Genomic DNA, 14048 nt, shown 5'->3' on the forward strand with positions numbered 1-14048 from the left:
TATTCTGGCCACTCATCAGCAAGAACCATACCGCGCCAAACTTGCCTTTTGATTAAGCCCGGCGTCAAAAAAGTACACAAACACCACATTTCCGGCAGCGATCTTGCCTTTCCCCTGTGTAAAGGAGATCGACGTGCCCCATTCCAGTACAGTTTCATTCCTGAGCTATTGGCGCAGCCTTCAGACCGATCCGGGCAAGGCCCCGCTGCGGGAACAGTTCGATCCCGCATGTCTCAAGACCCTGATCCCGCAGATGATGATGGTCTCAACCACTGATCACAGCCACCGCTTTCGCCTGGCGGGCGGCTTCCTGCGCGCCTTGCATGGTTGCGAACTCAAGGACACGTCCTTTACCGCGCTTTTCCAGGCGCCCTTTATCGGCCGGGTGACCACCGCCCTGATGCTCGCCCGTCGCCAGGCGCAGCCGGTGATCCTCAGCCTGTCCGCGCCCTGGCAGACCTCACATCCCGAAATGTCGCCGGAAGAAGCCGCCCTGTTTCAAAATGAAACGGTGCGTTTTGAAATCTGCCTGTGCCCCATGCTGAACGCCTATGGCAAGGTCGATCGCCTGGTCGGCATTTACCAGACCCTCAGCGCCATGCCGCAGAATCCGAACGGCGTGCTCGGCCGCTACGCGCTGGACTCCGTCCGCCTGTGCCCACCAGAGCAAGGCCCGCAGTCCGCCCACCTGCGCCTGATCGCCAGGGACGGACGGCTGATCGCCTAAATTTTGGAACACACTTGTTTCCTTACAAAATTCCGGCAAGCTGGCCGGGAATTTATGGAGGATCCCGTGTCGAAAAAAGACGACAAGAAAGCCGCCCAGAAGCGCCTCGAAGCCTTGCAGGTGGCATTGGTCGATACCCAGATCTGGACCATGGCCAATGGCCAGAAGGTGTGCATCCTTCTGGAAGGCCGCGACGCCGCCGGCAAGGATGGCGCCATAAAGCGCCTGACCGAATGCCTCTCCGTGCGCAACACCCATGTCATTGCCCTGCCCAAGCCGACCGATTTCGACCGCGGCGCCTGGTGGTTTCAGCGCTATGTCAACCGCCTGCCCTCCACCGGCGAATGGGTGGTCTATAACCGCTCGTGGTATAACCGCGCCGGCGTCGAGAAGGTGATGGGCTTTTCCACACCCGAACAGCAGGAAACCTTCATTAGGGACGTGCCCGATTTCGAAAGCATGATCGTGCGCAGCGGCATCACCCTGATCAAGCTGTGGCTCGATATCTCGATGAAGGAACAGAAAGAAAGGCTCGATGCCCGCCGGGCCGATCCGCGCAAGAAGCTGAAGGTCAGCGACCTCGACCAGGTGGCACAGGATCGCTGGGCCGATTATTCGGCGGCGCGTGACGACATGCTGCGCCGTTCGCATCATGAACACGGGCCATGGATGTGCGTCGCCACCGACAGCAAGGTCAAGGCGCGCGAAAACATCCTGCGCCATGTGCTGAAGGTGCTCGACTGCCCCCATGCCGGCCGCGATGTCTCCGCCCCCGATCCGGATATTGTCTTCTCCTATGACGAGGTCATCGAAGGCCGCAAGACGCTGGAGCCGTGAACAGGTCAGGAACACCGAATCGGTGCACATATTCCTGAAAAATAAAAGGTTAAAGTAACCGTTTATTGACTCTGTTTTGGGAGGCTTGCGGCGTTGCTGGCCGCAAAAGGGCTGCCAGTCTGGACAAAAGGTTCAGGGCCTATGATACCCCCCGTGACGCGAAGCGCACATGACGTAAACAGCCAGAAGGCACCGCCTGCGCCTGCAAAGCGAGCCAACCTGAAGGAATGCGGCACCTGCAACCTGTGCTGCAAGGTTTACGATATCCCTGACCTGGAAAAGAAATCCGGCCACACCTGCGTCAATGTCCGGCCCGAAGGCGGTTGCGGCGTCTGGGGACTGCATCCGCAAATCTGCCAGGAATTCAAGTGCCTGTGGCTGAAGCACGACGATATGAACGGCGTGTGGCGGCCCGATCACGCTGGCTTCGTCCTGCGCCTGGAACCCAATGGCACCACACTCGCGGTCGATGTCGACCCCGACCGACCGCACGACTGGCGCCGCCCGCACTATTATGATCAGTTGAAAATCTGGTCCGAGGTCATGCCGAAAAACGAGGGCCTGGTGCTGGTCTATGCGCCGGAAGGGCTCTACGTCATCACACCGATGGAAGACCTGTTCCTGAAAGCGCCCAAGCGCGGCGACATCCTGGAAACCGGGATGGAAGAGAGCCTCTTCGGCCTGCGCCCCTTCGCCCGCGTCATTCCGGCCGCCCAGGTGCGCAAGGATCGTTCGCAACTGCTGAAACGCAGGGCTTAGTTAAGGAAGCCCCATAAGAATTGGGCAGTAAATCACAGCTCTGTTAAAGAATATGATCGCAAGATAATAATAAGTGGTTGATTTCTTTTTTATTGTACTTCGTGTATGAGTTTTAGCAAAAGGATCTTCGAATGACGCAAAAAACTCTAGATGCCGTTAAGGCCTATTCAACAGCAAAAGGCTATATGCAGTCCGCCTTTATTTTGGCGACCAGCGAACATCGCCGGGGTGTAAAGGAGATCGATAGTTCCATTTTTTTAAGTTACTCCATGCTTTTAGGTTTCGCCGTTGAACTATACCTGAAAGCTTGGCTAATCGCGCAAGGTGTTGAAGCATGGGGTCACAGCCTTGAAAAACTACATACGAAAGCTCTTCAACATCAGCTGCCTGATATTGCCAGCGATCTAGTGGCTAAGCTGGATCATCATGAAAAAATGGAGTTCAGGTATATGCCTGACGAAGGTAGTTACAAGGCATTAAACATCAAACAGACGTTTTATATTATCGATCAGTTGGATGCCCTTGTGGACTGGAAGTGTGGTGCTTCTGCATTACATGGCAAGCCGCTTCGCGCGCCATTGGAAAATCCGCTCTGGACAATTCCTGATTGGGCGGCGGAATGGCGGTTCATTACCACAGAAATTTAGGTTTCGAAGCATACAAAAAACTTCCACTCGACAATTCCGGGTGAGCGGTTCATCAACGGCGTATGACAACTTCCGCTCCCCTGCCCGATGCCGCCAGGCTCAACTGGGTTGACCGCTACGCGCCGCGCCCGCTGCAACCCTGGCTGAAACTGGCACGACTCGATCGGCCGATTGGCATCTGGCTGCTGTTCCTGCCCGGTGCCATGGGACTGGCCTTCGCCATCGCCCACCCGTTCTTTGCCAGTAATCTGGACGGCACGGCCCGCCTTTTGCCGCCGCAGGAGGTTCTGCGTTACCATTTTCCATGGGTCAAACTACTGCTCTTCGCCATCGGCTCGGTGCTGATGCGCGCGGCAGGCTGTGCCTTCAATGATTTCGTCGATCGGGATTTCGATGCCAAGGTCGAACGCACACGCGGCCGGCCCATCCCTTCCGGCCAGATCAGCCCGAAACAGGCCCTGGCCTTCGCCGCCGGCTGTTCGCTGATCAGCTTCCTGATCCTGATCCAGTTGGGCTGGCTGACCATTGCTCTGGGTGCCGGCTCCCTGCTGCTGGTGGCGGCCTATCCCTTCATGAAGCGCATCACCTGGTGGCCGCAGGCGTGGCTGGGCCTGACCTTCAACTGGGGTTTCCTGATGGGCTTCGCCACCGTCACCGGCACGCTGACCCTGCCGGCGCTCCTCTTCTATGCCGGCCTGATCTTCTGGACACTCGGCTACGACACCATCTATGCCCTGCAGGATATCGAGGACGACGCCATGATCGGCGTCAAGTCAAGCGCCCGCGCCCTGGGCAAACATACCGTCACCGGAGTCAGCCTGTTTTATGGCGCCGCCTCGGTGTTGACCGGCGTGGCTGCGTTCCTGGCCGGCCTGCCACAGCTTTTTTTTGTTGGACTTTTGCTCGTAACCACGCATCTTTTCATGCAGATCGTCCGTTTGCGGCCGGATTCGTCCGGTGAGCGCTGGGAGCCAGCCCTGGCGCTCAGGCTGTTCAAGTCCAACCGCACGACCGGGCTCATATGGTTCTTCAGTTTGCTGGCGGTGCATTTCACCGGGTTCCTTAATGCATAGAGGCAGCATGACACAGTCCCGCCAACTCTTTACCGGCCTGGCCCTGGGCGCCCTGCTTGCCTTTTCCGCCTGCCAGAAAAAACCGAAAGACGATCAGGCGACCGCGACCGCCGTGCCGGCGGCGCCCGTACCCCTGAGCCTGGCCAATACCAATGCCGATGCGGAGGTCAATCTCACCCTGCCCGAAGCGATCAAGCTCTATCCCGAATTGCACACCCGGCTGTTTAACGAAGCGCAGACCAACCTTACCGCCTTTATGGACCAGGCCCACAAGGACCGCGCCCAGAACAGCGCCGACGGCATCGAGGAGCCGCCTTATTATCACAGCATCGTCTGGAAGATCGCCGCCCAGACGCCGCGGCTCGTCTCGGTCTTTTCCGAGGAAGACGATTACCAGGGCGGCGCCCATCCCAACCACACCATCCAGACCCTGTTGTGGGACAAGACCGCCAAGACGGCGATCGACACCAAACGCCTGTTCAGGCCGGGCGCCGATTTCAAGGCCATCGACGCCTATCTCTGCCATCAGGTCGAGGCCGAACGCTCGAAACGCGCCGGTGAGCCCGTATCGCAATCCGGCTCCGGTTTTGCCTGCCCGAAGTTCGCCGAAAGCCGGCTGGTGCTGATCCCGGCCACGGCCGGCGGCAAGGCAGGGGCCATCGATGCGCTTTATGCGCCCTATGATGTCGGCCCCTATGCCGAGGGGCCCTATGAAATCCGCATACCCCAGACCATGCTGGGCGATGTGCTGGCGCCGGAATTTGCCGATCAGTTCGGCGGCGATCCGGTCAAGGACCAGGCCCTGAGCGATCCGGATGCCGAGTGAGCGATCCTGAAGCGTTTATCCGGGCCCATACCCGCCCCCTGCCCGTGCCCTCCCTGCCGTCGATCCGGCTGTATCAGGCCGATGAGGTCACCCCTTTGTGGCTGATGACCGAGCAGGAGATGGTCGCCCAGCGTCTGGCCCCGCCCTTCTGGGCCTTTGCCTGGTCCGGCGGGCAGGCCCTGGCGCGTTATGTTCTGGAACATCCGGAAATCGTGCGAGGCCGCCGCGTGCTCGATATCGCCTGCGGTTCGGGCCTAGTCGGCATCGCGGCCAGGCTGGCCGGTGCGGAATATGTGCTCTGCAATGATATCGATCCCTACACCGAAGCCGCTGTAAGGCTGAATGCCAGCCTGAACGGTTTGGAACTGGCTTTCACCGGCACGGACCTTCTGGCTGGGCCAGCACCTGATGTCGATGTCATCCTGGCCGGTGATATCTGCTACGAAAAACCGATGACGGACGCCATGCTGACATATTTTCGCCGCGCCGCGCCCCACAAGATAGAGGTCTATATCGGCGATCCCCACCGAACCTATTTCCCGAAAACGGGTCTGACCCGGTTGGCGGATTACGATATCCTGACCAATGCCGATATCGAGGAAGCGGCGGTCAAGCCGGCCAGCGTCTGGAAACTGGAAACCTGAACATGCCTGAACATCATAAGATCAACTATATCGAGTTTCCCGTCGGCGACTTAGGCGCGGTGAAAGACTTCTACAGCAAGGCATTCGGCTGGAATTTCATCGATTACGGCCCGACCTATGCAGCGCTCGCCGATGCCGGGCTTGATGGCGGCTTCCAGGCCGATCCGGCCGAGGCTTCCGCAAAGCCCCTGGTGATCCTATATAGTGAGGATCTTGAGGCATCGCTTGCCGCCGTCAAGGCGCAAGGGGCAGTGATCGTAAAATCGATCTTTGACTTCCCCGGCGGACGGCGGTTTCATTTTACCGACCCATCGGGTAATGAACTGGCGGTATGGTCGGATAAGCAGAGGTCCAAGTAGAGGTCCAAGAAGAGGTAACGTGCGTAGGCTCGGCTGGCTTTCCCTGATAGTGCTTGCAGCGGCGATAGCGCAGCCCGCCACGGCGGCGCTTGTCCCGCCGAAACCGCCGACGCCGCAGGAACAGCTCAAGGCCCTGACCGACAAGGCCGAAAGCGGCGATGCCCAGGCGCAATACGACCTGGCCCAGGTCTATTTCGATGGCCTGCTCGATCAAAAAACCGACGCCAAAACAGCGCTTTCGTGGATCACCAGATCGGCCGAGGCCGGCAATGCCACAGCGCAATATGACCTGGCAGTCGCCTACCGCCTGGGCCACGGCGTCAAGCCGGATTCCGCCCAAGCACTTCACTGGTATGTACAGGCCGCTGACCAGGGCCGTGAAGAGGCTCGCGCCTTTGTTTGCGAAGCCTACACCCAAAGCGACACGATCACGCCGGACTGGCTAAAAGCCCTGCCCTATTGCCAGACGGCGGCGGAAAAGGGCGATGCCAACGCGCAATACGCCGTGGGCATGGCCTATCTTGAGGGCCGTGGCATCACGCCCGACAATGCCCTGGCCCTGGCCAGTCTGAAAAAGGCCGCCGATCAGGGCCATGCTGGCGCGCTGACCGAACTCGGCCAGATCTACATGATCGGCGACCTGGCGCCGCAGGACCAGACCGAAGCCGTCAACCTGTTCAAGAAGGCGGCCAAACGCGGCGATCGCCAGGCCGTGCGCCTGCTGGCCCATCAGTATGAGACCGGTGCGGGCACACCGGTCGATATCGGTCGCGCCGCCCGACTTTACCGTATCCTGGCGCGCGATGACACGGATACCGCCGCGAAGGACTGGCTGAAGGCCCATCCCGATGCGCCGGAAGCCCCGGCGCTCGATCTCGACAAGATCCCGCGCGACATCATGTTCTTCGCCACCGAAACCAATGATCCGCGCTTCCAGACCATGGATATTCACGGTTATTACGACCAGTTGAGCGTCTCGGCCTATCCGGTCAATGCGCAGAACGACAAGGTCGGCGGTCGGGCCTCGGCGGAATGCCGCTTTACGGCCTCGGGTGATCTGGATGACTGCGTGCTGACGGAGGAAGAGCCGAAGGACTACGGTTTCGGCGCCTCGCTGATGCGGATCATGGATCGCCTCGGCACGTCCGGCAACAAGACCGACTGGGCGAAGCAATATGACGGCAAGTCCCTGCGCCTCTCCATGCGCTGGAAACCGGACTGACTATTCAAATTCCGGTTTAAAAGGTCCGGGCCGGTAACCGAAATCCGTCGTGGCGGCGCTGTGATCGAACCACAGGTCGGTGTTCATGCGCAGCACCATCTGGACATTGCGCTTCAGCCGTTTGGGACGCACCAGATTTGCCATAAAAAAACCGATCCGCCACAGCAGTTCCGGCAGGGCGATGATCACCGGCGCGCGGCCGAGCGCCTCGAAAATGCGCCGCACCATGGCGGCATAGGTCAGGTCTTCGCCACCGCTGAGATTATATACCTTGTTGAAACTGGGCTTCGCCGTCAGGGCCTGCATGGCCGCCGTAGCCAGGTCACGGGCATGAACCGGCTGGCGCACCCCTTTGGCCAGGCCGCAGACCGGGAAGAAGCCGAGCTTGCGGATCAGATCGGCGATACGCGTGACATTCTCATCCAGACCCTCATCATAGATCAGGGTCGGCCGCAGAATGGTGAAGGCCACGCCGCGCGCCTCGCAGAAGGCGGTCAGGGTCGCCTCGCCGGCCGCCAGTTTGGCCACCACCTCGCGCTCCGCCGCCTCTCCTGATGCGCCCTTGGTCAGCCGGCTGGTCGAGGAAAAGGCGATTATGCGCTTCATGCCGAGCCCGACCAGTCGTTCCAGCAGGACATCCGTGATCAGCCAGATGGGCGCGCAGACAATAACCGCCACAAAGGTGCGGTCCGGCTGGAAGTCATAAGGCCGCGCGGTATCGAGGATAACGCCCTGTTTCGCCACAGGCTGGCGCGAACTGTAGAGCACGGACTCTTCCGGCCAGCCGGCCGCCCTGATCGCCTCCGGCATCCGCCGCCCGATCAGCGAACGCGCACCGATAACCAGCAAGCCTTTTTTGTCCGTTATCACACCTGTCTCCCAGCGAATCCAGACACCTTGGCCGAGTTGATGCCGATTTTCAAGCTTGCGGCGAATGCGACACCGGCGCCCATTGCCAGCGCCCGCGTTCCGGCTTATGCGGGGGAGCCGTCTCCGAGCCTGAGTACCAGAGGAACAAAATGGCCGCCTATAAGTCCCTGCGTGAATTTATCGATAAGCTGGAAGCCGCCGGCGAACTGGTGCGCGTGAAAACACCGGTTTCGACCCATCTCGAAATGACCGAGATCCAGACCCGGCTGCTGGCTGAAAAAGGCCCAGCGGTCCTGTTCGAGAACGTCACCCTGGAAGACGGCACGCCCTCCCCCATGCCGGTTCTGGTCAATCTGTTCGGCACAGTGAAGCGCGTCGCCATGGGCGTCACGCTTGAGGGAAAAGAACGTACCACCGCGCCGGAACTGCGTGAGGTCGGCGAACTGCTGGCATTCCTGCGCCAGCCCGAACCACCGCGCGGCCTGAAGGACGCCGTGGGGATGCTGCCCCTGATGCAGACCGTACTTTCCATGCGCCCGAAGACGGTGAAAACCGCGCCGGTTCAGGAGGTTGTGCTCACGGGTGAAGACATCGATTTAACAAAACTGCCGATCCAGGGCTGCTGGCCGGGCGAGCCGGCACCGCTGATCACCTGGCCGCTGATCGTCACCAAGGGCCCTTCGGATACGCGCGAGGACGATTACAATCTCGGCATCTACCGGATGCAGGTTCTGGGCAAGGACCGGACCATCATGCGCTGGCTGGCCCATCGCGGCGGCGCGCAGCATCACCGGCGCTGGAAGGCAGAAGGCAAGAGAGAGCCATTGCCCGCCGCGGCTGTACTCGGCGCTGATCCGGGCCTGATCCTGGCCGCCGTCACGCCGGTGCCGGATACGCTGTCTGAATACCAGTTCGCCGGCCTGCTGCGCGGCCAGAAGGCCGAACTGGTGCCGGCCAAGACGGTCCCTCTCATGGTGCCGGCCCATGCCGAAATCGTGCTGGAGGGCCACGTCCTGCTCGATGACTATGCCGATGAAGGCCCCTATGGCGACCACACCGGATATTACAACAGCATCGAGAAGTTCCCGATCTTCAAGATCAGCGCCATCACCATGCGCAAAAAGCCGATCTACCTCTCGACCTTTACCGGCCGCCCGCCCGATGAGCCTTCAGTGCTCGGCGAGGCGTTAAACGAGGTCTTTATCCCGTTGATCCAGCAACAGTTTCCGGAGATCGTCGATTTCTGGCTGCCGCCGGAAGGCTGCTCCTACCGCATCGCCGTCATCAGCATGAAGAAGGCCTATCCCGGTCATGCCAAACGGGTGATGATGGGTGCGTGGTCTTACTTGCGCCAGTTCATGTACACCAAGTGGATCATTGTGGTGGATGACGACATCAATGCCCGCGACTGGAAGGACGTCATGTGGGCGCTCTCCACCCGCATGGACCCGGCGCGCGACATCACGCTCGTGGAAAACACCCCGATCGATTATCTCGACTTCGCTTCGCCAGAATCGGGCTTAGGGAGCAAGATCGGCCTCGACGCCACCAACAAGTGGGCGCCGGAAACCCACCGCGAATGGGGCGAGAAGCTCTATATGGAGCAATCCATCATTGATCGCGTCTCGGAAAAGTGGGCAGAGATGGGCCTGCCAAGCCAAGGAAAATCCATCTGGAACAGATGAGATTTTCCGGTTAGAAAAAAAGCGGGAAAATCCATCTGGAAATGATCAGACGGCCTTGAGGGCGGTTTGCCCGCGCGCCGCCTCATTATGCAGATAGGGCAGCACCTCTTCGGCCAGCATGGGCCTGGAGAAGAGGTAGCCCTGGATATAGCGCGCGCGTATCTGGGCCAGTTTGTTCATTTCGCTCTGGGTTTCGACGCCTTCGATGACGCAATCGAGGTTCAGGTTTCGGCACAGGTCGATGATGGTCTTGATGATTTTCAACGCCGAACTGTGCTGGAGCAATTGCACGACAAAGCTGCGATCAATCTTGATTTTATCGACCGGCAGGCGGTGGATATAGCTGAAGCTGGAATAACCGGAGCCGAAGTCGTCGATGGCGATGCGGCAGCCCATGGCCTTCAGACGGGCCAGCGCCTCGCACGCCTGCTCGAAATCGGTCAGCATGGCGGTTTCGGTGATCTCGAACTCGATCCGGCGCGGATCTATCCCTGAGTCGCGCACGGCCTTGCAGATATTGGTGATCGAAATGCCTGAGCGCAGGTCGCGCGCCGACAGGTTGAACGACACGCGGGTTTCCGCCGGCCAGTCACGCACCTGCTTTAGGGCCTTTTCCAGCAGAATCAGGGTGATCTGCGTGATCAGGCCGGAGCGCTCCGCCGCCTTGATGAAGATATCCGGGCGCACGCTGCCAAGCTTGCGGCTGTTCCAGCGCGCCAAGGCCTCGAAACTGATGGTACGGCTTTCGATGACATCGACCTGCGGCTGGAACATGATCGACAGTTCGGCGTCGAGATCGCTGGTGCGCAGGGCCTGGTCGACCTGGCTGAAATCACGCATCTCGGCTTCATGCTTATCGGTGAAGACCACCGGCGCCCCGCGCAGGTTCTGCTTGGCGAAATAGAGGGCGTAATCGGCGCGCTCCAGCAGTTGTGATGGCGTGAACTGGCCCGAGGCGCAGCGCACGAAACCGACGCTGCCCGAAATATGGGCGGTCACGCTGCCGAGGAAGTAGGTATCGCGCAGGGCATCGCAGAGTTGCGTCCCGAAACCGTCCAGTTCGGCGGGCGCCGTATCGCCGTAGAGGATAATGGCAAATTCATCGCCCCCCATCCGCGCCGCGAAGGCCAGCTCACCGCAGACCTGGCGCAGCCGGTTGCCGACCTCGATCAGCAGGGCATCGCCAACGCTGTGGCCGTAGATATCATTGATAGGCTTGAAGCCATCCAGGTCGATCAGGGCCAGGTGAAACGGCTTCTGTCCGATGCCGACGCCGGCCAGCGCCGCTTCCATGACCTGGAAAAAACTGCGTCGGTTGGGCAGGCCGGTCAGCACATCGCTGTCGGCCATGGATTGGGCTTCCACGCGCAGTTTTTCCGCGATCACCCGCGCTTTCACGGCGCGCAAAAGGGTTTGGCGGACGATATAGGTCAGGAAGGCCGTCAGGGGCAGGATGAGCGCAACCAGCCCGACATTATCGGCATTCATCGGGGCGTGGTGCTGGTGCTTCAACCAGGCGACTGTGAAAATGCACAGCGATACACTAGGGATAACCACCCGCAGGCTCACCCCTGTGGTGGCGAAAACCAGGGCCAGAAAAACGAAATAGACCAGACGGTCGCTGTCGAAATGCAGGCTCTGGAAAACGACCGGATTGAGATACAGCAGGAAATTGATCGTCAGGCTGGCGATATTCAACTGGTAGACGCGCCGGGCGCTTTTCAGCCAGAAGAAATAGAAATAGAAGCCGGCCAGCATAGTGAGGGCCGACAGGCTGGCCATCAGGACCAGTCCCTGGCCGCTTTCGGTCCAGAAACGATTGAGCGTGACCAGGATATAGTAGCCGCCATTGACGAGGCAGAAGCTCGATACGATCGGCTTCATGGCCGATACTTCCTCGACCTCGCTCAGGCTGTCTTCCGCGCTGGCCTGTGTCGACCGGTTATTCAGCAAGGTGGCAAAGATCGACTTCATCCAACGCAACATTACCGGCCCAACCCTGTTTTAAACGCATCAGGCGCGGCCTGACCGCAACATTCATAAGGGCCACACCTAAAAAAAGCGCTAATCTGCGGTAATTTAATGCTGCACAGGCCGTCTTTTGTCGCGGAAAGTGGATTTTTGTCTGGTGTGTACGGGCACCAGATTTTCCAAACATGCGGTTTAAATTGTCACAAACGAGACTTGCTTTCACATCCTCGCCGGGCCTATAGAATTTTCATGTTGCAAACGCGAAACGATACCCCAAACGCTTCGGCAGACACCCGGTTCGAGCGCCTCGAAAACCTGTTGACGGCCGCCCGCAAGGCCGGCGCCGATGCGTGCGAAGCCGTCTTCGCCGAAAGCCGCTCGCTGTCGGTCGGTGTACGCAAGGGCGCGGTCGAAACCGTCGAGCGCGATGAAAACAGCGACCTCGGCCTGCGCGTCTTCGTCGGTCAAAAACAGGCGGTGGTTTCGGTTTCCGAGTTTTCACAAGCGACTCTGGACCGTCTGGTGGAACGGGCCGTCGCCATGGCGAAACTGGCGCCGGATGATGCCTATGCCGGCCTCGCTGATCCAACCCTGCTGTATAAAGGCGAACCCGTCGATCTCCAGCTTTTCGACGACACGCATCTCAGCGCCGAAAGCCTGCAACAGCGCGCGCTCGATATCGAAGCCGCCGGCTTGTCAATTGGCAACGATGCCCTTCAGAGCGATGCCGCCAGCACGGGCTATGTCCAGAACCAGTGGTCGATGCTGACCTCGGATGGCTTCCGCGGCCACCACCAGACCAGCCTGTTCTTCCAATCGGGCCGCTATATCGCCACCGACATCCACGGCAATATGGAGCGCGATGGCGAAGGCCGCAGCGTGCGCTTTGCCTCGGACCTGCCGGACGTAACCGAAACCGGCCGTATTGCCGCCGAGCGCGCTCTGGCGGCGCTTGGCGCCCGCAAAATCGAGACCCAAAAAGCCACGGTCATTTTCGACAAGCGCATCGCCAAGTCGCTGATCAGCCAGTTCATCGGCGCCATTTCCGGTTCCATGATCGCGCGCGGCTCCAGCTTCCTGAAGGACAGGCTTGGCCAGCAACTGTTCGATTCGTCCGTGCAAATCATCGATAACCCCTTGCGAGTGCGCGGCCTCAGCTCCTGCCTGTTTGACGATGAAGGCGTGGCCGTCTGCGAACGCGCCATTATCCGTGATGGCGTGCTCGACGGCTGGCTGCTCAACAGTTCCGCGGCGAAGCAACTCGGCATGACCTCCACCGGTCATGCCTCGCGCAGCCTAGCCAATGCGCCGGGCGTTTCGACGCACAACGTCACGCTCAGCGCCGGTACGGAAACGCCCGAAGGCTTGATGGCCTCGGCCGGAAAAGGCGTCATCGTTACATCTATGTTCGGCCCCAGCGTCAATAACGACACAGGCGACTGGTCGGCCGGCGCCTCCGGTTTCTGGTTCGAGAACGGCGTCATCGCCTATCCGGTCAATGAAATCACCGTGGCGGGCAACCTGATCGATATCTATAGCCGCCTCGTGCCCGCCTCTGATCTGGAAATCAAGGGTACGCTCGATACGCCGAGCCTGCTCGTCGAGTCTTTGAGCGTCGGGGGCAAATAATGCGCGATGACCACGCGACAGACCTTGAACTGATCATCGACAAGGTTCGTCGCGCCGGCGCGCTCGCCCAGCATCTCAAGACAAACGGTCTGAAAACCAGCTACAAGTCCGACGGTTCTATCGTTACCAATGCCGATACCGAGGTGAATCTGTGGCTGAAGGAAGCCCTGCTCGCCGCCCGCCCCGACTATGGCTGGCAAAGCGAGGAAGAGGCCGATAATGCCGAGCGTCTGACCTCCTTGCGCACCTTCGTGCTCGATCCGATCGACGGCACGATGGGCCTCTCAAAGGGCAGCCCCTACTGGACCATCGCCCTGGCCGTCATCGAAGCCAACCAGCCGGTGGCCGCCGCCGTGTACGCGCCCGACTCGAATGAAATGTACGCGGCCGCCTTCGGTGAAGGCGCCTGGCTCAACGGCGAGCAGATTTATGCCAGCCGGCGCGACACCCTGGAAGACGCCGAGGTTCTGGGCGATGCCCGCCTGTTCGGCAGGGACATCTGGCCCCTGCCCTGGCCGCGCCTCAGCGTGCATTCACGGCCGTCCGTGGCCTATCGCATGGTCAGCGTCGCCGCCGGAAAGGCCGATTTCACCCTGGCCCTGACGCCCAAGCGTGACTGGGACGTGGCCGCCGCCACCCTGATTGCCCAGGAAGCCGGCGCAGTGGTTTCGGACCATTTAGGCAATCCTTATGGATTCAATGCTATAGACAGCCTCAAACCCAGCCTGATCTGCGCGGGCGCGCCGCTTTTCGATGAAATCATCCGGCGGTGTGCTCACCTGGAACAGCTTTAATATCA

Annotated in this window: 15 protein-coding genes; 12 read left to right on the forward strand and 3 right to left on the reverse strand. The window is 60.0% G+C overall.

Translation table 11 applies throughout. From position 1 onward, the window contains the following. Nucleotides 1-133: 133 nt before the first annotated feature. The 9 genes from ACTHND_RS12920 (at nt 134) to ACTHND_RS12960 (ending at nt 7094) form a co-directional block, all read left to right on the forward strand. Nucleotides 134-727, forward strand: coding sequence for a PAS domain-containing protein (locus ACTHND_RS12920; protein WP_440178360.1), 594 nt, complete (start codon nt 134-136; stop codon nt 725-727). Nucleotides 728-793: 66 nt separating this feature from the next. Beyond that, nucleotides 794-1564, forward strand: coding sequence for a polyphosphate kinase 2 (locus ACTHND_RS12925; protein ID WP_440178361.1), 771 nt, complete (start codon nt 794-796; stop codon nt 1562-1564). A gap of 153 nt (nt 1565-1717) precedes the next feature. Then, nucleotides 1718-2323 (forward strand): hypothetical protein, encoded by a 606-nt coding sequence (locus tag ACTHND_RS12930; protein WP_440178362.1) that lies wholly within the window; start codon nt 1718-1720, stop codon nt 2321-2323. A 131-nt stretch (nt 2324-2454) separates the two neighbouring features. Beyond that, entirely contained in the window at nt 2455-2970 is a 516-nt protein-coding gene (locus tag ACTHND_RS12935) for a HEPN domain-containing protein (protein WP_440178363.1), read from the forward strand. Nucleotides 2971-3032: 62 nt separating this feature from the next. After that, nucleotides 3033-4043 carry a 4-hydroxybenzoate octaprenyltransferase gene (gene ubiA / locus ACTHND_RS12940; RefSeq protein WP_440178364.1) on the forward strand — a complete coding sequence of 337 codons (1011 nt, stop codon included), beginning with the start codon at nt 3033-3035 and terminating at the stop codon, nt 4041-4043. Nucleotides 4044-4050: 7 nt separating this feature from the next. Then, nucleotides 4051-4869, forward strand: a complete 819-nt coding sequence (locus tag ACTHND_RS12945; RefSeq protein ID WP_440178365.1) for a PdaC/SigV domain-containing protein — start codon at nt 4051-4053, stop codon at nt 4867-4869. Beyond that, nucleotides 4866-5513, forward strand: coding sequence for a class I SAM-dependent methyltransferase (locus ACTHND_RS12950; protein WP_440178366.1), 648 nt, complete (start codon nt 4866-4868; stop codon nt 5511-5513). Before ACTHND_RS12945 ends, ACTHND_RS12950 begins: the two co-directional genes overlap by 4 nt. 2 nt (nt 5514-5515) lie before the next feature. Further along, a complete protein-coding gene (locus ACTHND_RS12955) occupies nt 5516-5872 on the forward strand; it encodes a VOC family protein (protein WP_440178367.1) in 357 nt (118 codons plus the stop codon). A gap of 19 nt (nt 5873-5891) precedes the next feature. Beyond that, a complete protein-coding gene (locus tag ACTHND_RS12960) occupies nt 5892-7094 on the forward strand; it encodes a tetratricopeptide repeat protein (protein WP_440178368.1) in 1203 nt (400 codons plus the stop codon). On the opposite strand, the gene ACTHND_RS12965 is transcribed toward ACTHND_RS12960, so the two are convergent. Then, on the reverse strand, nt 7095-7964 hold the full coding sequence (locus ACTHND_RS12965) for an NAD-dependent epimerase/dehydratase family protein (RefSeq protein ID WP_440178369.1): 870 nt from the start codon (nt 7962-7964) through the stop codon (nt 7095-7097). Between the two features lie 149 nt (nt 7965-8113). On the opposite strand from ACTHND_RS12965, the gene ACTHND_RS12970 reads away from it, so the two are divergent. Further along, nucleotides 8114-9649: a UbiD family decarboxylase gene (locus ACTHND_RS12970; RefSeq protein ID WP_440178370.1), complete on the forward strand. Its 1536-nt coding sequence runs from the start codon at nt 8114-8116 to the stop codon at nt 9647-9649. A gap of 45 nt (nt 9650-9694) precedes the next feature. Here ACTHND_RS12970 and ACTHND_RS12975 read toward each other — a convergent pair whose 3' ends face one another. Both ACTHND_RS12975 and ACTHND_RS12980 read right to left on the reverse strand, forming a co-directional pair. After that, on the reverse strand, nt 9695-11635 hold the full coding sequence (locus ACTHND_RS12975) for a putative bifunctional diguanylate cyclase/phosphodiesterase (RefSeq protein ID WP_440178371.1): 1941 nt from the start codon (nt 11633-11635) through the stop codon (nt 9695-9697). Further along, complete coding sequence (locus tag ACTHND_RS12980; protein WP_440178372.1) at nt 11592-11843, reverse strand: hypothetical protein; 252 nt, start codon at nt 11841-11843, stop codon at nt 11592-11594. Before ACTHND_RS12980 ends, ACTHND_RS12975 begins: the two co-directional genes overlap by 44 nt. Nucleotides 11844-11869: 26 nt before the next feature. Between ACTHND_RS12980 and ACTHND_RS12985 the strand changes: the two genes are divergently transcribed. Together ACTHND_RS12985 and ACTHND_RS12990 are read left to right on the forward strand one after the other, a co-directional pair. After that, nucleotides 11870-13249, forward strand: coding sequence for a TldD/PmbA family protein (locus tag ACTHND_RS12985; protein WP_440178373.1), 1380 nt, complete (start codon nt 11870-11872; stop codon nt 13247-13249). Then, nucleotides 13249-14043: an inositol monophosphatase family protein gene (locus ACTHND_RS12990; RefSeq protein WP_440178374.1), complete on the forward strand. Its 795-nt coding sequence runs from the start codon at nt 13249-13251 to the stop codon at nt 14041-14043. The genes ACTHND_RS12985 and ACTHND_RS12990 overlap by 1 nt, the downstream gene beginning before the upstream one ends. Nucleotides 14044-14048: the final 5 nt, after the last annotated feature.

The organism is Asticcacaulis sp. (assembly GCF_051954415.1).
In the GTDB taxonomy this organism is placed as follows: domain Bacteria; phylum Pseudomonadota; class Alphaproteobacteria; order Caulobacterales; family Caulobacteraceae; genus Asticcacaulis.